Annotated in this window: 16 protein-coding genes; 2 read left to right on the top strand and 14 right to left on the bottom strand. The window is 71.5% G+C overall.

All coding sequences use genetic code 11. The features are described from left to right. Window positions 1-98 precede the first annotated feature (98 nt). The 13 genes from OHA17_RS26325 to OHA17_RS26265 all read right to left on the bottom strand — a co-directional run bounded on the left by OHA17_RS26325 (window position 99) and on the right by OHA17_RS26265 (window position 18990). Window positions 99-4019, bottom strand: coding sequence for a ribonuclease E/G (locus tag OHA17_RS26325; protein WP_406508638.1), 3921 nt, complete (start codon window positions 4017-4019; stop codon window positions 99-101). 234 nt (window positions 4020-4253) lie between these two features. Further along, on the bottom strand, window positions 4254-5033 hold the full coding sequence (locus tag OHA17_RS26320; RefSeq protein WP_406508637.1) for a TIGR03936 family radical SAM-associated protein: 780 nt from the start codon (window positions 5031-5033) through the stop codon (window positions 4254-4256). A 133-nt stretch (window positions 5034-5166) separates the two neighbouring features. Beyond that, window positions 5167-6255 (bottom strand): hypothetical protein, encoded by a 1089-nt coding sequence (locus tag OHA17_RS26315; RefSeq protein WP_406508636.1) that lies wholly within the window; start codon window positions 6253-6255, stop codon window positions 5167-5169. Between the two features lie 93 nt (window positions 6256-6348). Then, entirely contained in the window at window positions 6349-8274 is a 1926-nt protein-coding gene (locus OHA17_RS26310) for a TIGR03960 family B12-binding radical SAM protein (RefSeq protein ID WP_406508635.1), read from the bottom strand. 73 nt (window positions 8275-8347) lie between these two features. Beyond that, on the bottom strand, window positions 8348-9898 hold the full coding sequence (locus OHA17_RS26305; RefSeq protein WP_406508634.1) for a CHAD domain-containing protein: 1551 nt from the start codon (window positions 9896-9898) through the stop codon (window positions 8348-8350). An 80-nt stretch (window positions 9899-9978) separates the two neighbouring features. Next, complete coding sequence (rodA, locus tag OHA17_RS26300) at window positions 9979-11169, bottom strand: rod shape-determining protein RodA (protein ID WP_406508633.1); 1191 nt, start codon at window positions 11167-11169, stop codon at window positions 9979-9981. A 4-nt stretch (window positions 11170-11173) separates the two neighbouring features. Further along, on the bottom strand, window positions 11174-13402 hold the full coding sequence (mrdA, locus tag OHA17_RS26295; RefSeq protein ID WP_406508632.1) for a penicillin-binding protein 2: 2229 nt from the start codon (window positions 13400-13402) through the stop codon (window positions 11174-11176). A gap of 19 nt (window positions 13403-13421) precedes the next feature. Next, complete coding sequence (gene mreD / locus OHA17_RS26290; protein WP_053727413.1) at window positions 13422-14096, bottom strand: rod shape-determining protein MreD; 675 nt, start codon at window positions 14094-14096, stop codon at window positions 13422-13424. Between the two features lie 12 nt (window positions 14097-14108). Continuing rightward, a complete protein-coding gene (mreC, locus tag OHA17_RS26285) occupies window positions 14109-15218 on the bottom strand; it encodes a rod shape-determining protein MreC (protein ID WP_406508631.1) in 1110 nt (369 codons plus the stop codon). Window positions 15219-15341: 123 nt separating this feature from the next. After that, window positions 15342-16361, bottom strand: a complete 1020-nt coding sequence (locus OHA17_RS26280) for a rod shape-determining protein (RefSeq protein ID WP_053727412.1) — start codon at window positions 16359-16361, stop codon at window positions 15342-15344. A 267-nt stretch (window positions 16362-16628) separates the two neighbouring features. Further along, a complete protein-coding gene (ndk, locus tag OHA17_RS26275) occupies window positions 16629-17042 on the bottom strand; it encodes a nucleoside-diphosphate kinase (protein WP_386040487.1) in 414 nt (137 codons plus the stop codon). 87 nt (window positions 17043-17129) lie between these two features. Next, window positions 17130-17480: a DUF4233 domain-containing protein gene (locus OHA17_RS26270; protein WP_053727410.1), complete on the bottom strand. Its 351-nt coding sequence runs from the start codon at window positions 17478-17480 to the stop codon at window positions 17130-17132. A gap of 4 nt (window positions 17481-17484) precedes the next feature. After that, window positions 17485-18990, bottom strand: coding sequence for a folylpolyglutamate synthase/dihydrofolate synthase family protein (locus tag OHA17_RS26265; protein WP_053727409.1), 1506 nt, complete (start codon window positions 18988-18990; stop codon window positions 17485-17487). A gap of 101 nt (window positions 18991-19091) precedes the next feature. Between OHA17_RS26265 and OHA17_RS26260 the strand changes: the two genes are divergently transcribed. Then, a complete protein-coding gene (locus tag OHA17_RS26260) occupies window positions 19092-20099 on the top strand; it encodes a rod shape-determining protein (RefSeq protein WP_406508630.1) in 1008 nt (335 codons plus the stop codon). A 30-nt stretch (window positions 20100-20129) separates the two neighbouring features. Here the strand turns inward: OHA17_RS26260 and OHA17_RS26255 are convergent, their stop codons facing one another. Then, window positions 20130-21290 carry a sensor histidine kinase gene (locus OHA17_RS26255; RefSeq protein WP_053727439.1) on the bottom strand — a complete coding sequence of 387 codons (1161 nt, stop codon included), beginning with the start codon at window positions 21288-21290 and terminating at the stop codon, window positions 20130-20132. A gap of 131 nt (window positions 21291-21421) precedes the next feature. On the opposite strand from OHA17_RS26255, the gene OHA17_RS26250 reads away from it, so the two are divergent. Further along, complete coding sequence (locus tag OHA17_RS26250) at window positions 21422-21988, top strand: vitamin K epoxide reductase family protein (protein ID WP_406508629.1); 567 nt, start codon at window positions 21422-21424, stop codon at window positions 21986-21988. The last annotated feature ends 44 nt before the right edge of the window (window positions 21989-22032 follow it).

Raw genomic sequence — 22032 nt, 5'->3', positions numbered from 1 at the left:
ACGACGGAGCCCGCCCCCGGTGATCCGGGGGCGGGCTCCTGGGGCCGTACAGCAGCCAACTACCGCTTGGTGTACGTCGTCTGAGCGCAGGCTGTCCGTCAGCTGTCGGTCGACGCCGAGACCGACGTCTGCTGCTGCTCGGCCGCCGCCGTCTTCTTGGCGGTGGCCTTCTTGGCGGTCGTCTTCTTCGCCGCGGTCTTCTTGGCCGCCGTCTTCTTGGTGGCGGCCTTCTTCGCGGTGGCCTTCTTCGCCGTCTTGCGGGCCGCCTTCTTGGCCGGTGCGGCCTCCTCGGCCGGCTCGGCGGCCGGGGCGGCCACGACCACGACGACCGCGGCGTCCTCGGCGCCCGAGGGCGAACCGGCCGGGGCCGTGGCCTTGCGGGTCGCCCGGCGGCGGGCCCGCGGCGGGGCGGCGACGGGCGCCTCCTCGACAGCGGGCTCGGCGACGGGCTCGGCGACCGGCTCCTGTGCCTTGGGCTCCTCGGCCTTCGGCTCGGGCTCCGTGACGACCACCACCGGCTCGGCGACGGCCGCGGTCGGCGCGCCCGCCGGGGCGGTCGCCTTGCGGGTGGCGCGGCGACGGGTGCGGCCGCCGCGCGGCGCGTCGTCCTCGATGAACGAGGCGACGGTCACCGCCGCCGGAGCCTGCACGGCCTCCGGCTCCTCGGCCACCGCGGCCGGGGTCTCGACGGCGGCCGTACGGGGCGCACCGGCCGGAGCCGAGGCCTTGCGGGTGGCGCGACGGCGCGACCTGCCGCCACGGGCCGCGGCCTCCGCCTCGGCGGCGCTGCTGTACAGCTCCTCGTCGGGCACGAACTCGGGCTCGGCGAGCGCCACGGGAGCGGCGATCTCGGCGGCGACCTCGGCCTCGGACTCGACGGCCTCGACGGCCTCGCTGTCGAGGACCTCGTGCTCGTGGGTGTGCTGGTCGTGCTCGGCGCCACCGCGGCCGCGCTTCTTCGCGCGCTTGCCCGCACCGCCGCCGACCGTGGTCGGCTGCTCCATGTGCACGATCACGCCGCGCCCGTTGCAGTGGACGCAGGTCTCGGAGAACGACTCCAACAGGCCCTGGCCGACCCGCTTGCGGGTCATCTGGACCAGGCCGAGCGAGGTGACCTCGGCCACCTGGTGCTTGGTGCGGTCGCGGCCCAGGCATTCGAGCAGCCTGCGCAGGACCAGGTCGCGGTTGGACTCCAGGACCATGTCGATGAAGTCGATGACGACGATGCCGCCCAGGTCGCGCAGCCGCAGCTGGCGCACGATCTCCTCGGCCGCTTCGAGGTTGTTCCTCGTCACGGTCTCTTCGAGGTTGCCGCCCTGGCCGGTGAACTTGCCGGTGTTGACGTCGACGACGATCATCGCCTCGGTCTTGTCGATCACCAGCGAGCCGCCGGACGGCAGCCAGACCTTGCGGTCCAGGGCCTTGGCCAGCTGCTCGTCGATCCGGTACGTCGCGAAGACGTCGACCTCGCTGGTCCAGCGCGAAAGCCGCTCGGTCAGGTCCGGCGCGACGTGCGCGACGTACCCGTGGATGGTCTCCCAGGCCTCGTCACCGCTGACGATGACCTTCGAGAAGTCCTCGTTGAAGATGTCGCGGACGACCCGGACGGTCATGTCCGGCTCGCCGTAGAGCAGCGACGGCGAGGACGTCGAGATCTGGTTGGCCTTCTTCTGGATGTCGGTCCACTGCGCCTGGAGGCGCTCGACGTCGCGGCGCAGCTCGTCCTCGCTGGCGCCCTCGGCGGCGGTGCGCACGATGACGCCCGCGTCCTCGGGGACGATCTTCTTGAGGATGGTCTTCAGGCGCGCGCGCTCGGTGTCGGGCAGCTTGCGGCTGATGCCGGTCATCGAGCCCTCGGGCACGTACACCAGGTAGCGGCCGGGCAGCGAGACCTGGCTGGTCAGGCGGGCGCCCTTGTGGCCGATCGGGTCCTTGGTGACCTGGACGAGCACCGACTGGCCGGACTTGAGGGCGGCCTCGATGCGGCGCGGACCGTTGCCCATGCCGAGCGACTCGAAGTTGACCTCGCCGGCGTACAGGACGGCGTTGCGGCCCTTGCCGATGTCGACGAACGCGGCCTCCATGGAGGGCAGCACGTTCTGGACCTTGCCCAGGTAGACGTTGCCCACGTAGGAGGTGGCCTGCTCCTTGTTGACGTAGTGCTCGACGAGCACGTTGTCTTCGAGGACGCCGATCTGGGTGCGCTCGCCGCTCTGGCGGACGACCATGACGCGCTCGACGGCCTCGCGGCGGGCCAGGAACTCGGCCTCGGTGATGATCGGGACGCGGCGGCGGCCCTGCTCGCGGCCCTCGCGGCGGCGCTGCTTCTTGGCCTCCAGACGCGTCGAGCCCTTGATGGACTGGACCTCGTCGGAGGAGGTGGAGGCGGACTCGGCGCGCTCGCGGGCCGGGCGCGGCTCGCGGACCTTGACGACGGTGCGCTCCGGGTCGTCGGAGCCCGGCTCGCCCTCGGGGCCCGCGTCGCCGGAGCGGCGACGGCGGCGGCGCCGGCGACGGCTGCTGCTGGTCCCGGCGGCGGAGGGGGTGCCGTCCGCGTCCTCGTCCTCGTCGTCCTCTTCCTCGGGCTCGGAGCCCTCGGCCTGCTCGTACGTCTGCTCCTCCGCGGCGTCCTCGGCCTCGGCGGGCTCGCCGCGGCGACGGCGACGGCCGCCACGGCGACGGCGGCGCGAGGGGCGGTCGTCGTCGGACTCGTCGGACTCCGCTTCGGCCTCGGCCTCGGCGGCCTCCTCGACGTGCTCGTCGAGGGGTTCCTCGGCGGGCTTCTCCTGGACCGGCTCGGTCGGCTCGCCACGGCGGCGGCGACGGCGCGAGCGGCCCTGCGGCTCGGCGGTGGACTCGGCGGCCTCGACCACCGGGGTCTCCTCGGCCTCGGCCTCGGGCTCCTCGACGCGGGCGGCGGCAGCGGCGGCCGCGGCCGTCTCCGGGGTCTGGAACATCGGCTCGGTGAAGACCGGCGCCTGGAACACGGCCACGGCGGGCCGGGTGGCGCGGCGGCGACGGCCGGTGGCGGGCTCCTCCGCCTGGGCCGCGGGCTGCGCCTCCGGCTCGACCGGGGTGAACTGCGGGGTGGACGCGGGCCGGGCGGCACGGCGGCGAGTACGCCCCCCACGGGGTGCCTCGTCCTCGGCGGCCGGGGCGGCGGCCTCGACCGGCTCCTCGACGGCGGGCGGGGCAGCGGCGGCGGGCGCGGTGGCCTGCCGGGTGGCACGGCGGCGGGTACGGCCGCGCGGCGCCTCGTCCTCGACGACCGGGGCCTCGACGGCGGCGACCTCTTCGGTCCCCTCCGCCTCCTCGTCCTCGTCGAGCTCTTCTTCTTCGACGACCTCGACCGGGGCCGAGACGGTGGTCTGCGGCGCGGTGGCCTTACGGGTCGCACGGCGACGGGTCTGCGGCGCGGGCGCCTCGGCGGCCTCCTCGACGGCCTCGGGCTCGGCGGCGACGGGGGTCTCGACGACCTCGACGATCTCCTCGGCGGCCGCGGGCGCACCGACCGGAGCCGTGGCCTTGCGGGTGGCACGACGGCGCGTGCGAGGCGCCGGAGCGGCGTCGGCCTCGACGGCCTCGGGCTCGGCCGCGACCGGGGCCTCGACGGCCTCTACCACTTCGGCGGCCCGCGGCGCACCGGCCGGAGCCGTCGCCTTACGGGTCGCACGACGGCGGGTACGAGGCGCGGGCGCCTCAGCGTCGGCCTCGACGGCCTCGGGCTCGGCTGCGACCGGGGCCTCGGCGGCCGGAGCGGTCGCCGTGCGGGTGGCACGGCGACGGGTGCGCGGCGCCGGAGCGGCGTCGGCCTCGGCGGCGGCCGGTGCGGCCGGCTCGGCGGCCGGTGCCACCGGCTCCGCGGTCTGCCCGGCGGGCTCCGCGTTCTGTGCGCCCACCGGCGGCCCCGCGGGCCGCGACGCCGCGCGGCGCCTGCGGCGCGGCGGCAGCGTGTCGCTGGGGCTGTTGTTGTCGTTGGTGTTGTCCCCGGTGGTGCCGGGTTCGTTCTGCTCAAGCATGCGGGCGTAGCTCCCGTCACGCTCCCGGGCGCCGCGCCTGTTCCGGTCCGGCGGCACGGCCCGCGTGATGTGCGCGGGTGCCGCCGTCCGGGGCGCGGGCGCCGCACGGGAGCTGATATCTGGCTCGCCGGTTCCGTACGCGTTGTACGTACGGCCTGGCGAAAGTCTTCAGGTCAGTGCGCGGCCCGACCCAGGTGGCTCCCGAGTGCCAGGGCTGCGCTACAACGACTGCCCTTACGCGGCGGGACCTTCCGGCGCCGTCGCAGAGACGGTCCCGGCGGCTGTTTGTGGAGCGGCCGGGGCTGCCTCGCGGTCGGGCGCGAGCGGGTCGGTCACCGTGCCGGACTCCTCGTCGAAGAGCCCCTGCGCCAGCCTGGTCACCGCTGCGGGGACCGGCGGCGCCAGGTCGGCCACAGCTTGGAGACCGGACAGGACGTCGTCGGGTCGTACGGCAGGTGTCAGGTGCCGTACTACCAGCCGCAGTATCGCACAGGCGTCGTCGAGAGGCCTATCAGCCTGCGGAGCGAGCGCCAGGAGCTCGGCGACGGCGCCCCGGGTGTCGAAGGTGCGCATGCCGTTCTTGGTCTTGCGCTGGACCTCGACGGTCTCGGCGGCCAGGAACGTCGCGACGGCCTTCTCGGCCGCCGCCACGGTGACGCCCTCCAGGCGCAGCTCCCAGACGGAGGCGGTGAGCCGGTCGGCGAGGCCCGAGGTGCGGACCTCGACCGCGTCGATGATGTCGAGCCCGGCGGGCAGCGACTCGTCGAGCAGGGCGCGCAGTTTCTCGGGGTCGCGCTGTGCGGTGAGGGCGATCTCCAGGTACTCGGCCTCGGAGCCGACGCCGGTGGGTGCGGCGTTCGCGTACGACACCTTGGGGTGCGGGGTGAACCCGGCCGAGTACGCCATGGGCACCTCGGCGCGGCGCAGGGCCCGCTCGAAGGCGCGCTGGAAGTCACGGTGGCTGGTGAACCGGAGGCGGCCGCGCTTGGTGTAGCGCAGTCGGATGCGCTGCACCGCAGGTGCGGGCGGCGGGCCTTCGGGCTGTCGCTTGCCCAGTGGTTCTTCTCCTCGGTGCGGGGCGGGCGCGGTGGGCGCCGCCCACCGTCCTGTGGGGGCCCCTCCGGTCACGGCCGGTGCGCCACCCGGCTCATCCCTCCGTCTTGCTGAGGGAGATCTCGGGGGCGGGCACCGCGCCGGAGGCAGTAGTTGTACTACCCAGAGTACGCGCCCGGTGCCCGCCCTGTTCCCGGGGCGGGCCGCCGACCAGCGCCCGCCAGGCGTCGCGCCGGGCGGTCCGCACGGTCTCGCGCGCCGACGCCAGCGCCTCCCGCGCGCTGCGCCCCGCCGCGAGTGCCGCCTTCTTGGCCGGCCGCAGGACGGCGTCCTGCACCCAGTGCCCGACCGGCGTCAGGAGCACGACGTACGCCCAGCGCGCCGGCCGCCCGACAAGATTCCGGGCGAGCCACTTGAGGGCCCGCCCCACCGCCCGCGACACGAACCCGGCGGCCCGCCAGGCGTGCCCGAGCGCGTCACCGATCTCCCGCGCGACGACCACCACCGCGTGCCCGAGCGGGGTGAGCAGCGTCCTGTACACCCACACCGCCGGGACCACGAGCAACAGGACGGCCAGCGCGGCGAGCCCCCGCGCCACCGCGGCGAGAGCGGCCGCCGCCAGCCCGGCGAGGAGGGCGATCGCGTGGCCGGCCGGGGTGAGTGCGTACCGGTACAGCCAGGCCCCCGGCGCGAGGAGGCCGTAGCGCAGCAGCGGCGCGAGGACCCAGCGCCACAGCGTGACCGGCGGCCACACGAACAGCGCCCACAGCAGCCGGCACAGTCCGAGGGCGATCGCCCCGGCGACCCGGGCGGCGCCCCGGCCGAGCGGGGTCAGCACCGTGCGGTACACCCACGCCGTGGGAACGGCCACCAGTGTCACCGCGACCCACGCCACGCCGCGCCCGAGCCACCCGATTCCAGCCCCAACTGCCCTTCCCAGCCAGGCAGTTGCGTGCCCGAGCGGGGTCAGCACGCGGGCGTACAACCACCTGGACGGGGTGACGATCAGGGCGCGCCACAGGGGTGCGAGGACCGCCCGGCGCAACGCCTTCGCGCCGGCCGCGAGGAGGTCCCAGACCATCCGCACGGGGACGACCAGGACGAACACCACGATCCGCACCGGTATGCGGATCGCGACGGTCAGACACCCTTCGGGCCCCTGCGGGGCCGGTCGGTTCTCCATACGATCAAGGACGCGCGAAGGGCCCCTGCCGTTGCGGCGGGGGCCCTTCGTGATCAGGCGGTTATGCGTCCAGCGCTGTTGAGGGGCGCGGGCTCAGCTCTTCACCGTGAGCGGCAGCAGCTTCTTGCCCGTGGGCCCGATCTGGATGCTCGTGTCCATCTGGGGACACACGCCGCAGTCGAAGCAGGGCGTCCACCGGCAGTCCTCGACCTCGGTCTCGTCGAGCGAGTCCTGCCAGTCCTCCCAGAGCCAGTCCTTGTCGAGGCCGGAGTCCAGGTGGTCCCAGGGCAGGACCTCCTCGTAGGTGCGCTCGCGGGTGGTGTACCAGTCGACGTCCACGCCGAAGGAGGGCAGTGTCTTCTCGGCGCAGGCCATCCAGCGGTCGTAGCTGAAGTGCTCGCGCCAGCCGTCGAAGCGGCCGCCGTCCTCGTAGACGGCGCGGATGACGGCGCCCACGCGGCGGTCGCCGCGCGAGAGCAGGCCCTCGACGATGCCGGGCTTGCCGTCGTGGTAGCGGAAGCCGATGGAGCGGCCGTACTTCTTGTCGCCGCGGATCTTGTCGCGCAGCTTGGTGAGGCGCGCGTCCGTCTCCTCGGCGCTCAGCTGCGGCGCCCACTGGAACGGGGTGTGGGGCTTGGGTACGAACCCGCCGATGGAGACGGTGCAGCGGATGTCGTTCTGGCCCGACACCTCGCGGCCCTTGGCGATCACGTTGACCGCCATGTCGCCGATCTGGAGGACGTCCTCGTCGGTCTCGGTGGGCAGGCCGCACATGAAGTACAGCTTCACCTGGCGCCAGCCGTTGCCGTACGCGGTCGCGACGGTACGGATGAGGTCCTCTTCCGAGACCATCTTGTTGATGACCTTGCGCATGCGCTCGGAGCCGCCCTCGGGGGCGAACGTCAGACCCGAGCGACGGCCGTTCCTGGTCAGCTCGTTGGCAAGGTCGACGTTGAACGCGTCCACGCGGGTGGAGGGCAGGGACAGGCCGATCTTGTCGTCCGTGTAGCGGTCCGCGAGGCCCTTGGCGATGTCGCCGATCTCGGTGTGGTCCGCGGAGGAGAGGGAAAGGAGCCCCACCTCTTCGAAGCCGGTCGCCTTGAGGCCCTTCTCCACCATTTCGCCGATGCCGGTGATGCTTCGCTCCCGCACGGGGCGCGTGATCATGCCGGCCTGGCAGAAGCGGCAGCCGCGGGTGCAGCCGCGGAAGATCTCCACGGACATGCGCTCGTGGACGGTCTCGGCGAGCGGGACCAGCGGCTGCTTGGGGTAGGGCCACTCGTCGAGGTCCATGACGGTGTGCTTGGACACCCGCCACGGCACGCCCGACTTGTTCGGTACGACGCGGGCGATGCGGCCGTCCGGCAGGTACTCGACGTCGTAGAAGCCGGGAACGTAGACGCTGCCCGTCTTCGCGAGGCGGAAGAGGACCTCTTCGCGGCCGCCGGGGCAGCCCTCGGCCTTCCACCCGCGGATGATCTCGGTCATGTCGAGGACGGCCTGCTCGCCGTCGCCGATGACCACGCAGTCGATGAAGTCCGCGATCGGCTCGGGGTTGAAGGCCGCGTGGCCGCCCGCGAGCACGATCGGGTCGTCGATGGTGCGGTCCTTGGACTCCAGCGGGATGCCCGCGAGGTCCAGGGCCGTGAGCATGTTGGTGTAGCCGAGCTCGGTGGAGAAGCTGAGCCCGAACACGTCGAAGGCGCGCAGCGGGCGGTGCGAGTCCACCGTGAACTGCGGGACCTCGTGCTCGCGCATGAGCTCTTCCATGTCCGGCCACACGCTGTACGTGCGCTCGGCGAGGACGCCCTCGCGCTCGTTCAGTACCTCGTAGAGGATCATGACGCCCTGGTTGGGCAGCCCGACCTCGTACGCGTCCGGGTACATGAGCGCCCAGCGGACGTCACACTCGTCCCAGGCCTTGACGGTGGAGTTGAGCTCACCGCCGACGTACTGGATCGGCTTCTGCACATGCGGGAGCAGCGCTTCGAGCTGTGGGAAGACGGACTCGGCAGACATCTCGACCTTCGTGGGCTGGCAGGGGGGCGACTCTCTAGCGTAACGCGAGCCGGGTAGCCCCCTCGCACGACGATCATGGGGCGGTGAGGCGTTCCCGGAGCTTCGGGGCGCTGGCGCGGGCCCAGACCTCGGGCAGTTCGCGCTCCCGCCGGTCGGCCGTCGCCTCCTCCTGGCCGTACAGGAGTCCCCAGGTGAACGCGGACTCGCCGGCCGCGTGGGCCTGGGCGGCGAGCGTGCGCAGGGCGTCGCGGGCGACCACGCTGTCCTGGTGGTCGCCGAGCACGTTCTGTACGGCCTTCATGCGCTTGGCGAACTTCTCGGCGGCCCTGCCGAGCGCGGGGACCGCGGCTTCGGCGGCGTACCGGGCGCGTTTGGCGGCCTTGCGGGCCTCGTGCATGGCGAGGTCCCGTTCGTGGCCGGGCGCGAGGCCGAGCGCGGTGTGGACGCGGCCCGCAAGCCGGTCGTAGTCCTTGAGCACGGCCCTGGGCAGGACGTCGGCGACGGGCCGCTCGGCCGCGGGGAGCAGCGGCGGGGCCGCGAGCAGCGTGTCGAGGGTGGTGAGGAGGGCGAGGTAGCGCTTGCCGTCGAGTACGGCGAGGGTCCTGCGGCGGGAGCCGGTGCGGCGGGCCGCGGTCCAGATGCGCAGCCGGCCGCGGACCGGGCCGAGGAGCAGGGTGCGGGGCAGCGCGGCGATGCGGGTCCGCAGGCGTTCGGTGAGGACTTCCTGGTCCCGGTCGACGCCGAGCTCGGCGGCGAGCCATTTGAGCTCCTCGCCGACGGGGTCGGTGACGGCCCGGTCGACGACCTTGGCGTACGACTTGAACGCGCTGCGCAGGCGGCGGGTCGCGACCCTCATCTGGTGGACGGAGTCGGGCAGTTCGCGTCGGACGGCGGGGTCGAGGGCGACGATCGCGTCGCGCTGGACGCGCAGGTAGCCGAGGACGTGGGCGCCCGCGGTGCCTGCGGCGGGCCCGGCGTTCTTCGCGGCCTTGGCCGCCTTGCGCGGCTTCGGGGCCGTCTCCCGCAGGGCCCGGGCGACCTTGGAGGAGCTCGTCGAGGGCCGGATGCCCGCCTTGCGCAGCCGTTTCTCCACACCGTCCAGGATGCTCTCGTCCGCCACGCCGTCGGCGAGCTCGACCTCGATCTCGGTCCAGATGGTGGCCGAGGACCCTTCGCGCAGCCCTTCGGCGCGGACCGTGTCGATGCTGAGCTCGGCGAGCAGCGTGTGGTCGGCGGCGAGCAGGTGGCGTACGTCGCGGGAGGACAGCAGCCTGACGACGGGCCGCAGTTCACCGTCGCGGACGCGGGAGCGCAGCAGGGCGGCAAGGACGGGCGGGAGGCGGTCGGAGAGCGGGGCGCGGATCTCGTCGCGGATGCCCGCGGTGACCGGGAACTTGAGGTGCCAGCCGGCGTCGGAGCCGCCCGTTCTGCGGCGCAGGGTGAGGGAGTCGGCGTCCAGGCGCAGGTCCTGGGTGTCGTAGTAGACGGCGTCGAGGTCGACGACGCCCTTGTCGACGACGCTGGCGACGCCGGGGACCCGGGTCAGGTCGGGGAGCCGGTCCCGGTCCCCGTCGGACGGGGTGAACTCGAATTTCCGCTCGATCTCGCGCTTCGTGTCCGCCATGACCAGAATCTAGACGCGATCGGGTCTCGGCGGCAGGGCCCCGGACCGGCCATCTCCCGGGCCGGTCCGGGCCCTGTGCGCTAGGCCGTTATCGGCCGCTGCACCCGGATCGACTGGAGCAGCCCTATGGCGACCCACACCGCGAACATGGAGGAGCCTCCGTAGGAGACGAACGGCAGGGGGATGCCCGCCACCGGCATGATGCCGAGCGTCATGCCGATGTTCTCGAAGGACTGGAAGGCGAACCAGGCGATGATGCCGGCCGCGACGATGGTGCCGTACAACTCGGTCGTCTCGCGGGCGATGCGGCAGGCCCGCCACAGGATGACGCCGATCAGCACGATGATCAGGCCCGCGCCGACGAAGCCGAGTTCCTCGCCGGCGACGGTGAAGACGAAGTCCGTCTGCTGTTCGGGGACGAACTGGCCGGTGGTCTGGGAGCCCTTGAAGAGCCCGGTGCCGGTCAGGCCGCCGGAGCCGATCGCGATCCTGGCCTGGCCGGTGTTGTAGCCGACGCCGGCCGGGTCGAGCTTGGGGTTGGCGAACGCGGCGAAGCGGTTGATCTGGTACTTGTCCAGTATTCCGAGCGCGGCGACCAGGACCGCTCCGACGACACCGGCGCCGAGCAGGCCGAAGATCCAGCGGTTGGAGGCTCCCGAGGCAAGGAGCACGCCGAGGATGATCACCAGGATGACCATGGTCGAGCCGAGGTCGGGCATCAGCATGATGCAGCCGATCGGGATCATCGCGATCCCGAGGGATTTCACCACCGTGCGGTGGTCGGGATGCAGTTGGTCGCCCGCGTCGACCCGGGCCGCGAGCAGCATCGCCATGCACAGGATGATCGCGATCTTCGCGAACTCGGAGGGCTGGAGGGAGAATCCGCCGCCGAGCACGATCCAGGAGTGCGCGCCGTTGACGGTGGCGCCGAGCGGCGAGAGCACCGCGAGCAGCATCAGGATCGAGAGCCCGTACAGGATGGGCACCGCGCCGCGCAGGGTGCGGTGGCCGAGCCAGATGGTGCCGACCATCAGGCAGAGCCCGATGCCGGCGTTCATGATGTGCCGGATCAGGAAGAAGTACGGGTCGCCCTGGTTGATGTTGGTGCGGTTGCGGGTGGCGGACCACACCAGGAGCGAGCCGATGAGGCAGAGCGCGAGGGCCGCCAGGAGCAGCGGCCAGTCGAGCCTGCGAAGGACCGAGTCGCGGGCGGTCAGCTTGGCGAACGCGCTGCGCTCGGGGGCGTAGCGCTGGACGGAGAAACCTGCCATGGCGCTAGTCCCTCCGTGGGTTGCGGTTGTCGACGTCGGTGGCCGGGGTGTTGCTGGGCTGCGGCTGTCCGCTGGGCAGCGGCTGGCCGTCGGGGCCCTTCTTGTCCTTGACCTTGCCGGCGTTCGGGTCGTACGCGGTGACGGTCGGGGCGTCGATGGAGCCGTCGGCCTGGATCTTGGGCAGGGACTCCACGGGCTGCGGCAGCATGGCGCGCTTGAGGTCCTGGTTTCCGGCGTCGTCGACGCCGTACATCGCCTCGTAGATCTTGCGCACGGCCTCACCGGAGGCACCGGAACCCGTACCGGCCTGGGAGATGGTCATGACGACCGTGTAGTCCTTGGAGTACGTGGCCAGCCAGGACGTGGTCTGCTTGCCGTAGACCTCGGCGGTGCCGGTCTTGGCGTGCAGTTCGATCTTGTCCTGCGGCCAGCCCTGGAACTTCCAGGCGGCGGTACCGCTGGTGACGACGCCGGCGAGGGCCTTGTTGTAGCCCTCAAGGGTGGCCTGGCTGACCGGCAGCTTTCCGTTGACCTTCGGCTTGATCTCCTGGACCGTCTTGCCGTCGGCGCTGACGATCGCCTTGCCGATGGTCGGCGCGTGCATGGTGCCGCCGTTGGCGATCGCCCCGTAGATCATGGCCTCCTGGATCGGCGTGACGAGGGTGTCGCCCTGGCCGATGGAGTAGTTGATCGCGTCGCCCTCGCGCATCTTGTTGCCTTCGAGGCAGTTCTCGTACGCGATCTTCTCGACGTAAGTGCCGTTCTTCTTGCCGGACTTGCACCAGCTGTCCTTCATGGCCGTGAAGAGGTTCTCCTTCCACTGGCGGTCCGGGACGCGGCCGGTGACCTCGTTGGGCAGGTCCACGCCGGTGGCCTTGCCGAGGCCGAACTGGTGGGCCGCCTTGTAGAAGAAGTCCTTGGGCTGGCCCTTCTTCGGGTTGATGCCCCCGTCCTTCTTCCACTCGTTGTCGGCGAGCCCGTAGAAGACGGTGTCGCAGGAGACCTCAAGGGCCCGGCCGAGCGAGATGGGGCCGAAGCTCTCGCCCTCGAAGTTCTTGAAGACCTGCCCGCCCACGGAGTAGGAGCTGGTGCACGGGTAGCCGCCGTCCCACTTGTAGCCGGCCTCGACCGCGGCGGCCGTGGAGACCACCTTGAACGTCGAGCCGGGTGCGGCCTGACCCTGTATGGCCCGGTTCAGCAGCGGGTAGTCGCTGTCCTTGCCGGTGAGCTGCTGGTAGTCCTTGCCGGAGATGCCGCCGACCCAGACGTTCGGGTCGTACGTCGGCGCCGAGGCCATGGCGACGATCCGGCCGGTCTTGGCCTCCATGACGACGACGGCGCCGGAGTCGGCCTTGTAGTTCTCGTTGGTGATCTTGTCGAACTGCTTGCGGGCCTCGACCATCGCGTTGTTCAGCTCGAACTCGGCGACCGCCTGCACGCGTGCGTCTATCGACGTGACGACGTTGGCACCGGGCTGCGCCTTGTCGCTCTGCGCCTGCCCGATGACCCGCCCGAGGTTGTCCACCTCGTACCGGGTGATGCCGGCCTTGCCGCGCAGCTGCTTGTCGTAGGTGCGCTCAAGGCCGGAGCGGCCGACCTGGTCGGAGCGCAGGTAGGGCGAGTCGGTGTCCTTCGCCTTGGTGATCTCGTCGTCGGTGACGGGCGAGAGGTAGCCGAGGACCTGGGCGGTGTTGGACTTGCCGGGCGCGGGGTAGCGGCGTACGGCGGTGGGGTCGGCGGTGATGCCGGGGAAGTCCTCGGAGCGTTCACGGATCTGGAGGGCCTGCTGGGTGGTGGCCTTGTCGGTGACCGGGATCGGCTGGTAGGGCGAGCCGTTCCAGCAGGGCTTGGGGGTCTTGGCGTCGCAGAGCCTGACCTTGTCCATGACGTCCTGCGGCTTCATGCCGAGCACGGCGGCGAGCCGGGTCAGGACGGCCTTGCCCCGGTCGGGCATCTTCGAGAGGTCGGTGCGCGAGGCGGAGACCACGAGGCGGGTCTCGTTGTCGGCGAGCGGGACGCCGCGGGCATCGAGGATCGAGCCGCGCACGGCGGGCTGGACGACCTGCTGGACGTGGTTGTTCTTGGCCTCGTCCTCGTACTCCTGGCCGTTGCGGATCTGCAGGTACCACAGGCGTCCGCCCAGCGTCAGCAGGAGCGAGAAGACCAGGACCTGGATGATGATGAGCCGGATCTGCACCCGGGGGGTGCGGCCGGTCTCAGGGATGTTGCTCATGCCGTGACGACCCCCTGGTTCACAGTCGCTTGACGCCCTTGATGCGGCCTGCGCGGGCCGCTCTGTTCTTCGCCACCTTGACCCGCAGGCCGCCGCGCTGGCCGCCGATGCGCAGACCGGTGCCTCCGGAGAGCCAGCCGGAGGTGATGTCGCTCCTGGGACTGCCGTTGCCGGTGGTCTCGGCGAGCGGGTCGTTCTCCGCGCGCCGGGCGATCGCCATGATCAGCGGCACGACGAAGGGCGCGAGCAGCAGGTCGTACACGGCGGCCGTGAACAGCAGGCTGGGCAGGCCGACATGGCGGGCCGCGGTGTCCCCGACGAGCGCGCCGACCAGCGCGTAGAGCAGCGTCGAGCCGATGGCGGCGCCGACCACCACCAGCATCGGCCCGGCCGCCGTGCGCAGCCGCCCGTGGTCGGGCTTGGCCAGGCCCGCGAGGTAGCCGATCACGCACAGCACGAGGGCGTAGCGCCCGGCCGCGTGGTCGGCGGGCGGCGCGAGGTCGGCGAGCAGCCCGGCGCCGAATCCGACGAAGGCGCCGCCGAGGTGGCCGTAGACCAGGGCCAGACCGAGGACGGTCAGGAGCACCAGGTCCGGTACGGCGCCCGGGAGTTGGAGGCGGGCGAGGACGCTCACCTGGATGACGAGGGCGACGACGATCAGGGCGGCGGAGAGGATGACCCTGTTGACACGCATCTGGATCAGCTCCTACTGGTCGCCGTCGGCGTTGGCGTTGCCGTTGGGATCACCGTTCGCATTGGGATTGGGCGGATTCGGATTCGGATTGGCGTTCGCGGCCGGGGGGTTGGCGTTGCCCGCCGGCGGGTTCGGGTTCCCGTTCGGGTCCGGGTTGCCGTCGGGGTTCGCGTTCTGGTCGGCGATGTTGGTGTTGCCCTGGCCGTTGGGGGTCGGGGACGGGGTGGCCGTGACGGTGACCGTCGGGGTCGGCGTCGGCTTGGGCTTGGCGGGCAGCACCTCGTCGCGCGGGTCGGTGCGCGGGGCCTGGACGACGACGCCGACGATGTCGAGCTTGGTGAAGCCGACGAAGGGGCGTACGTAGATGGTGCGCGTGAGGTCGCCGCCCGAGGGGTCGACCTTGACGACCTCGCCGACCGGGACGCCCGGCACGAACGGCTTGTCGGCCTGCGAGCCGAAGGTCACCAGGCGGTCGCCGGGGTTGACCTTGGCCTTGCCGTTGAGCAGCTGCACCGACAGCGGCCGGTCGCCGTGGCCGGTGGCGAAGCCCAGCTCGTCGCTGCTCTCCATCCGGGTGCCGACGGTGAAGTCGGGGTCGTTGGCGAGCAGCACGGTCGCGGTGGAGGGGCCGACGGTGGTGACCCGGCCGACCAGGCCGTCGCCGTTGAGCACCGTCATGTCGCGCTTGATGCCGTCGTTGGACCCGGCGTCGATGGTGACCGTCCAGGAGAAGCCCTGGGCCGCTCCTATGGCGACGACCTGGGCGGCCTTGATGCCGTACTGGCCCTCGCCGGCGGTCTTCAGCATCGCGTCGAGCTGGTTCAGTCGGCTGCGGTTGCGGGCGTCGCTGCCGAGTTTCTGCTTGAGCGCCTCGTTCTCGGCCTGCAGGGTGGAAATCTTGTCGTGGCGCTTGCCCGAGTCGCGTACCGCGCCGATCGCGTTGCCGACCGGGTCCACGGCGGCCGCGACCCCGTTCTCCACCGGTCCGAAGACTGCGGCGGCGGCCTGCCGGGCGCCGTCCACCGGTGAATTCGCCCCGCCTCTGATATCGACCGTGATCAGCGCGAACGCTACGGCGATCAGCAGCACCAGGAGCAGCCGGCTCTCTCGTGTGTCCCTCACGTGCGGCGGCCGTGCCTTCCTCGTAGGAATGTGGGTGATCTACAAGATCTCTTCGATCTGTATATCAACGATCCGCCGTACGAGTTGGCAGTGACCCGTACGGCGGACAGCAGGCCCCGAGGGCTATCTGCGGGGCTGGGCGTCGAGCACCTGCTGGAGCGCCTCGAACTCCTCGACGCACTTGCCGGAGCCCAGGGCGACCGAGTCGAGCGGGTCTTCGGCGATGTGGATCGGCATGCCCGTCTCGCGGCGCAGCCGCTCGTCCAGGCCGCGCAGCAGGGCGCCGCCGCCGGTGAGGACGATGCCGCGGTCCATGATGTCGCCGGACAGCTCCGGCGGGCACTTGTCGAGGGTCGTCTTCACGGCGTCGACGATCGCGTTGACGGGCTCCTCGATCGCCTTGCGCACCTCGGCGGCGGAGATCACGACGGTCTTCGGCAGGCCGGAGACGAGGTCGCGGCCGCGGATCTCGGTGTGCTCGTCCTTGTCGAGGTCGTACGCCGAACCGATGGTGATCTTGATCTGTTCCGCGGTCCGCTCGCCGAGCAGGAGGGAGTACTCCTTCTTGATGTGCTGGATGATCGCGTTGTCGAGCTCGTCGCCCGCGACCCGGATGGACTGCGCGGTGACGATGCCGCCGAGCGAGATCACGGCGACCTCGGTGGTGCCGCCTCCGATGTCGACGACCATGTTGCCGGTCGCCTCGTGGACGGGCAGGCCCGAGCCGATGGCCGCGGCCATGGGCTCCTCGATGATGTGCACCTGGCGGGCACCGGCCTGGGTGGAGGCCTCGATGACGGCGCGGCGCTCGACTCCCGTGATGCCCGAGGGCACGCAGACCACGACGCGCGGGCGGGCCAGGTACCGGCGCTTGTGGATCTTCAGGATGAAGTAGCGGAGCATCCGCTCGGTGATCTCGAAGTCGGCGATCACGCCGTCCTTCAGCGGCCGCACGGCAACGATGTTGCCCGGCGTACGCCCGATCATCTTCTTGGCCTCGGCGCCGACCGCGAGGATGCCGCCGGTGTTGGTGTTGATGGCGACGACGGACGGCTCGTTCAGGACGATTCCGCGGCCCCTGACGTACACCAGCGTGTTGGCGGTCCCGAGGTCGACAGCCATGTCACGGCCGATGAACGACATTTTGTTGCTCCCCATGAGGATGCGTCCGGCCTTCCCTAATCGAGCGTTGACGGCTTCTCAGGTCGGCGAGGTGGGTGCGTTGAGCGCGAGGCCCCATCGTAGTCCGGCCTGCACGGACACGGCGCGTTGGTCCACCTCAGTATTGGTGACGTCTTGTCGGGGCGATGCGTTCCCGAAGTGGGCCCGCATATGCCAGGGGGCGACCGAAATTCCTTCGGTCGCCCCAGGTCATGAGCGCTATATGGCTGACATTGCGTCAGGAAATGCTCAGCCGCGGCCCGGGAAGAAGATCTTCAGTTCTCGCTCCGCGGACTCCTCGGAGTCCGAGGCGTGGATGAGGTTCTCCCGGACGATGGTCCCGAAGTCGCCACGGATCGAGCCGGGGGCCGCCGCGATCGGGTCGGTGGGACCCGCCAACTGGCGCACGCCCTCGATGACGCGCTCACCCTCGACCACCAGGGCGACGACCGGACCCGAGGACATGAACTCCACGAGCGGCTCGTAGAAAGGCTTGCCCTTGTGCTCGCCGTAGTGCTGCTCAAGGGTGTCCTGATCCAGGGTGCGCAGCTCCAGCGCGGTGATCTGCCAGCCGGCCTTGCGCTCGATGCGGCCGATGATCTCGCCGACCAGCGAGCGGCGGACGGCGTCCGGCTTGAGGAGGACGAGGGTGCGCTGCGTCATGGTGTGCGGCTCCTTGGCAAACGTGTGCGGTCCGCCGAGATTACCGGGTGTAGCTGAGCTGCTGTCACCCGGTCCCTTCACCGCCCCTTACGCCTGCGGCTGGGCCTCCGCCTGGGCGGCGAATCTGGCCTTCGCCTCGTCGATCTTGCGGCCGTAGTGGACCGAGGCCCACCACAGGGCCGCGAAGAGGGCGCCCATGAAGAACATCAGCGGGACGGCGAAACCGCTCGCGATCAGCGCGATCTGGAGCGCCCAGCCGAGCTCGACCCCGCCGCGCCGGCCGAGCATCCCGCACAGCAGCACCGAGAGCAGCATGCCGATGCCGCACACCGTCCACACGGTGGTGGTGGCGAGGTCCGGGTCCTTCATGGCGACCAGGCCCGCGAAGGCGATGACGAAGAATTCACCGATCAGGGTGGACGCGCAGAGCGTACGCATCGGCTCAGCCCCTCTTCAGCAGCAGCCGGGCGTCGCCGACCGTGAACACGGAGCCGGTGACGAGGACGCCCGCGCCCGCGTACTCGTCCTCCTCCTCGGCCAGGGTGATGGCGGCCTCGATGGCGTCGTCCAGGCGGGGCTCGACCACGACCCGCTCGTCGCCGAACACCTCGACGGCGAGCGCCGCCAGCTCGTCCACGTCCATGGAGCGACTGGAGGTGTTGGCGGTGACGACGACCTCGGCGAAGACCGGCTCGAACGCTTCGAGCAGGCCCTTCACGTCCTTGTCGGCGCTGGCCGCGACCACGCCGATCAGACGCGAGAAGCCGAACGCCTCGGTCAGGCCGTCCGCCGTGGCGCGGGCGCCGGCCGGGTTGTGCGCGGCGTCCAGGACGACGGTCGGCGAGCGGCGCACGACCTCCAGGCGGCCCGGCGAGACGACGGAGGCGAACGCCTTGCGGACGGTGTCGATGTCGAGCGGGCCCGCCTGCTGCGAGCCGACGCCGAAGAACGCCTCGACCGCGGCGAGCGCCACCGCCGCGTTGTGCGCCTGGTGGGCTCCGTACAGCGGGAGGAAGACCTCCTCGTACTCGCCGCCCAGGCCGCGCAGCGTCAGGAGCTGGCCGCCGACGGCGACTTCGCGGCCGACGATGCCGAACTCCATGCCCTCGCGGGCCACGGTGGCATCCGTCTCGACGGCCTTCTTCAGCATGACCTGCGCCGCGTCGACCGGCTGCTGGGCGAGGATCACGGTCGCGCCCTGCTTGATGATCCCGGACTTCTCGACGGCGATCTCGGCGGGCGTGTTGCCGAGCCGGTCGGTGTGGTCGAGGTCGATGGGGGTGACGACGGCGACGCCGGCGTCGATGACGTTCGTCGCGTCCCAGCTGCCGCCCATGCCGACCTCGACGACGGCCACGTCCACCGGGGCGTCCGCGAAGGCCGCGTACGCCATGCCGGTGAGGACCTCGAAGAAGGAGAGCCGGAACTCCTCCTTGGCGTCCACCATCTCGACGTACGGCTTGATGTCCTCGTACGTCTCGATGAAGCGCTCGGCGGGGATCGGCAGGCCGTCCAGGCTGATCCGCTCGGTGATCGACTGGACGTGCGGCGAGGTGTAGCGGCCGGTGCGCAGCTCGAAGGCGCCGAGCAGGGCCTCGATCATGCGGGCGGTGGAGGTCTTGCCGTTGGTGCCGGTGATGTGGATCGTCGGGTAGGCGCGCTGCGGCTCGCCGAGGACGTCCATCAGGGCGGCGATGCGGCGTACGGACGGCTCCAGCTTGGTCTCGCCCCAGCGGCCCGCGAGCTCGGTCTCGACCGCGCGCAGCGCCGCGTCCACCTCGGGGTCGGCGGGGCGGCCGGGGGCCGCGTCGCCCTGGGGCACGCCGCCGTGGGTGCGCAGGGTGCGGCTGCCGGCCTCGATCACCGCCAGGTCGGGGTCTCGATGGGTTTCGGCTTCGACGATTCCGTCGAAGTCATCGGCTTCACTGCGGTCGGGCTGCTCGGTCACGGGACCAGTCTACGGAGGGGCACCGACAGGACCTTGGACCCGCCCCTTTCGGGACGTTCGGCCCCCGGGTCCCACAGACTCCCCGGGCAAACTTGGCGATCATGGACATAGGGATCGACCTCGGGACCGCCAACACCCTGCTGTACGCCAGGGGGCAGGGCATCGTGCTCAACGAGCCGTCCGTAGTGGCGATGAAGGAGGGCGGCCGCACGGCACTGGCCGTCGGCACGGAGGCCAAGGAGACCATCGGCCGCACGCCCGGTTCGATCACCGCGATCCGTCCGCTGCGGGACGGCGTGATCAGCGACTACGAGGCTGCGGAGGAAATGATCCGCCACTTCGTGAAGAAGGCGGTGCCCGGACGCCGCCCGCGCACCCGCATGGTGGTGTGCGTGCCGAGCGGGGTGACCCCGGTGGAGCGGCGCGCGATCGTGCACGCCGCGCAGCGGTCCGGCGCGAAGGCCGTGCACCTCATCGAGGAGCCGATGGCGGCGGCGATCGGGGCCGGGCTCCCGGTGGCCGAGCCGCGCGGCTCGATGGTGGTGGACATCGGCGGCGGCACCACGGAGGTCGCCGTGATCTCGCTCGGTGGCATCGTGACCGCGCAGTCCCTGCGGGTGGGCGGCGACCGCCTGGACACCGCGATCACCGACTACGTACGCAAGGAGCACGCGCTGCTCATAGGCGAGCGCACCGCCGAGGACGTCAAGTGCGCGATCGGGTCGGCCTGGCCGGTGCCGGGTGACGACGACCTGGAGGAGCGGACCTTCACGATCCGGGGCCGCGAGAAGGTGGGCGGCCTGCCCAAGACGCTCCAGCTCACCGCGCGCGAGGTGCGCGCCGCGCTCGACGAGCCGATCGAGTCGATCATCGCGGCGGTGCGGGTGACCCTGGAGGAGTGCCCGCCGGAGCTGTCCGGCGACGTGATGGAGCACGGCATCGTGCTGACCGGCGGCGGCGCGCTGCTGCCGGGCCTGGACCTGCGCCTCGCATCGGCCACCGGCATCCCGGTGTTCGTGGCGGACAACCCGCTGGACTGTGTGGCGCTCGGCTCGGGCAAGTGCGTGGAGGACTTCGACCAGCTGCAGAAACTGCTGGCCAGCGCGTAGGACGGCCCCCAGGGCGGGCCGGCCGCCCGATCAGCCGACCGCCCCGGCCGGAAGCGTCGCCCGCACCTCGTACGTGGTGTCCGTACGGGTCGTGGCGAGCGAGCCGCCCATGCTCTCCACCCGCTCCCGCATCGAGAAGGTCCCGGTCCCCGTGGAGACCGGGGCCTTCACCGGCACCGAGCGGGGCAGCGGGTTCTGCACCGTCACGACCAGGTCCCCCTCGGCGAGCCGGATCGTCACCGCGACCGGCTCGCCCTGGGCGTGCTTGACCGAGTTGGTCAGGCACTCCTGGACCACCCGGTAGACCGCCGCCTGGCGCAGCGGGGACACCCGGTGGGCGGCCGGCTCGATGTCCAGGCCGACCGGAGTGCCCGCCCCGCGGCTCTCCTCGGCGAGCGCGTGCAGGCCGTCGATGCCGGGCGTGGCCGTACGCTCGTCGGCACGCCGCACGATGATCTCGTTCAGCATGAGGTGGGCCCGGCGCGCGGTGTCGGCGAGCTCCTCGAAGTCCTTGTGGTGCGGCTCGTTCCTGGCCCGCATCGCGAGCACCTCGGAGCGCACCGCGAGCATCGTCAGCTCCCGGCCCACCATGTCGTGCACGTCCCGGGCCACCGAGACCCGCTCGACCTGCACGGCCTGCACGGCCGCGTGCTCGGCCCGCTGGGTCTCCAGCTCGCGTACGAGGTCGTGGCGGTAGGCCGAGATGCCGACGCCCGAGGCGAGCACCCCCACCGGCACCACGATCGCCAGGAACGAACTCAGCGTCTCGCCCCGGGTGTCGGGCCAGCCCGGCAGGTTGAACAGGGCGTACGCCACCGCGATGTACCCGCACGTGGCGAGGATGCCCGCGCGCCGGCCCCGGAAGCGGCCGAGCGAGTACAGCGCAAACTGCACCAGGTTCAGCTGGTGCAGCCAGCCCAGATAGAGCAGCGAGACCAGATACGGCAGCCACGGCCAGCGGCGGCGGAAGAGCAGGGTGGCCGCGCCGAGGGCGAGGACGGGCGGCGCGGTGTAGCTGTTGAGGGAGTTGTCGGCCTTGGCCAGGCCCGGCACGTCCAGGATCATCAGGCCGAAGCAGCTCAGCGCGATCAGCACGTCCAGAGCGCGCTCCTCGCCCACCCAGCGCGCGCTCGCGGCACGCGCCGCCGCCAGCGCGCGCTGGGGCGCGGAGCGGGAGGGCGGCGTGTGCATGCCCTCCATCATCCAAGGTCTTTGGACCCGAACGCCTAAGCCGAACGGCCCAAATTTAGTGATATGTCGCACGCGGCTCCTGGCCGTTCGGCCCTGCCCCGGTGGCCATGTGGATCCCTAGCGTTGTTCCCATGCCTGCCCTCTCCTCCCGCCGTCCGGCGCGCGGCACCGCCCTGCTCCTGCTGATCGGCGGGCTGCTCGGCACCCTCGCATCGGCCGTCCTGACCGCCGACCGCATCCACACCCTGGAGAACCCGGCCTTCTCCCCCGGCTGCAACATCAACGCGGTCCTGAGCTGCGGCGACGTGATGGACACCTGGCAGGGCAACCTGCTCGGCTTCCCCAACATGCTGCTCGGTGTCGGCGCGTTCGCGGCCCTCGCGGCGCTTGGCCTGGCCCTGCTCGGGGGCGCGGAGTTCTCCCGTCGGCTGTGGCTCGGCATCTGGGCCGGCGTCGCGGCGGGCTTCGCCTTCACGGTGTGGCTGATCAGCCAGTGCCTGTACGTCATCGGGGCGCTTTGCCCGTGGTGCCTGCTGGTGTGGGCGGTGATGATCCCGCTGTTCTGGTACGTGACCCGGCACGTGGCCGGCCCCCGCTCCTTCGTCCGCCGGGTGACCCCGCACTGGCTGGTGCCGCTCGCGATGTACGCGGTGGTGGCGGCGCTGGTGTGGGCGGAGTTCGGCGACCGGCTGTTCTGACCGCCTGTTCTTCCGTACGCATGGGGAAGGCCCCCGGGATCGAA

This window comes from Streptomyces sp. NBC_00212, assembly GCF_045206365.1.
Lineage (GTDB): Bacteria > Actinomycetota > Actinomycetes > Streptomycetales > Streptomycetaceae > Streptomyces.
Note: the sequence above shows the minus strand (reverse complement) of the source record. Positions and strands in the feature narration are given on the sequence as shown.

Bases quoted from the DNA above. Each gene is read 5' to 3' on its own strand.
- OHA17_RS26325 (WP_406508638.1), bottom strand. From the start codon at position 4,019: ATGCTTGAGCAGAACGAACCCGGCACCACCGGGGACAACACCAACGAC.
- OHA17_RS26315 (WP_406508636.1), bottom strand. From the start codon at position 6,255: ATGGAGAACCGACCGGCCCCGCAGGGGCCCGAAGGGTGTCTGACCGTC.
- OHA17_RS26310 (WP_406508635.1), bottom strand. From the start codon at position 8,274: ATGTCTGCCGAGTCCGTCTTCCCACAGCTCGAAGCGCTGCTCCCGCAT.
- OHA17_RS26305 (WP_406508634.1), bottom strand. From the start codon at position 9,898: ATGGCGGACACGAAGCGCGAGATCGAGCGGAAATTCGAGTTCACCCCG.
- rodA (WP_406508633.1), bottom strand. From the start codon at position 11,169: ATGGCAGGTTTCTCCGTCCAGCGCTACGCCCCCGAGCGCAGCGCGTTC.
- mrdA (WP_406508632.1), bottom strand. From the start codon at position 13,402: ATGAGCAACATCCCTGAGACCGGCCGCACCCCCCGGGTGCAGATCCGG.
- mreD (WP_053727413.1), bottom strand. From the start codon at position 14,096: ATGCGTGTCAACAGGGTCATCCTCTCCGCCGCCCTGATCGTCGTCGCC.
- OHA17_RS26280 (WP_053727412.1), bottom strand. From the start codon at position 16,361: ATGTCGTTCATCGGCCGTGACATGGCTGTCGACCTCGGGACCGCCAAC.
- ndk (WP_386040487.1), bottom strand. From the start codon at position 17,042: ATGACGCAGCGCACCCTCGTCCTCCTCAAGCCGGACGCCGTCCGCCGC.
- OHA17_RS26270 (WP_053727410.1), bottom strand. From the start codon at position 17,480: ATGCGTACGCTCTGCGCGTCCACCCTGATCGGTGAATTCTTCGTCATC.
- OHA17_RS26260 (WP_406508630.1), top strand. From the start codon at position 19,092: ATGGACATAGGGATCGACCTCGGGACCGCCAACACCCTGCTGTACGCC.
- OHA17_RS26255 (WP_053727439.1), bottom strand. From the start codon at position 21,290: ATGCACACGCCGCCCTCCCGCTCCGCGCCCCAGCGCGCGCTGGCGGCG.
- OHA17_RS26250 (WP_406508629.1), top strand. From the start codon at position 21,422: ATGCCTGCCCTCTCCTCCCGCCGTCCGGCGCGCGGCACCGCCCTGCTC.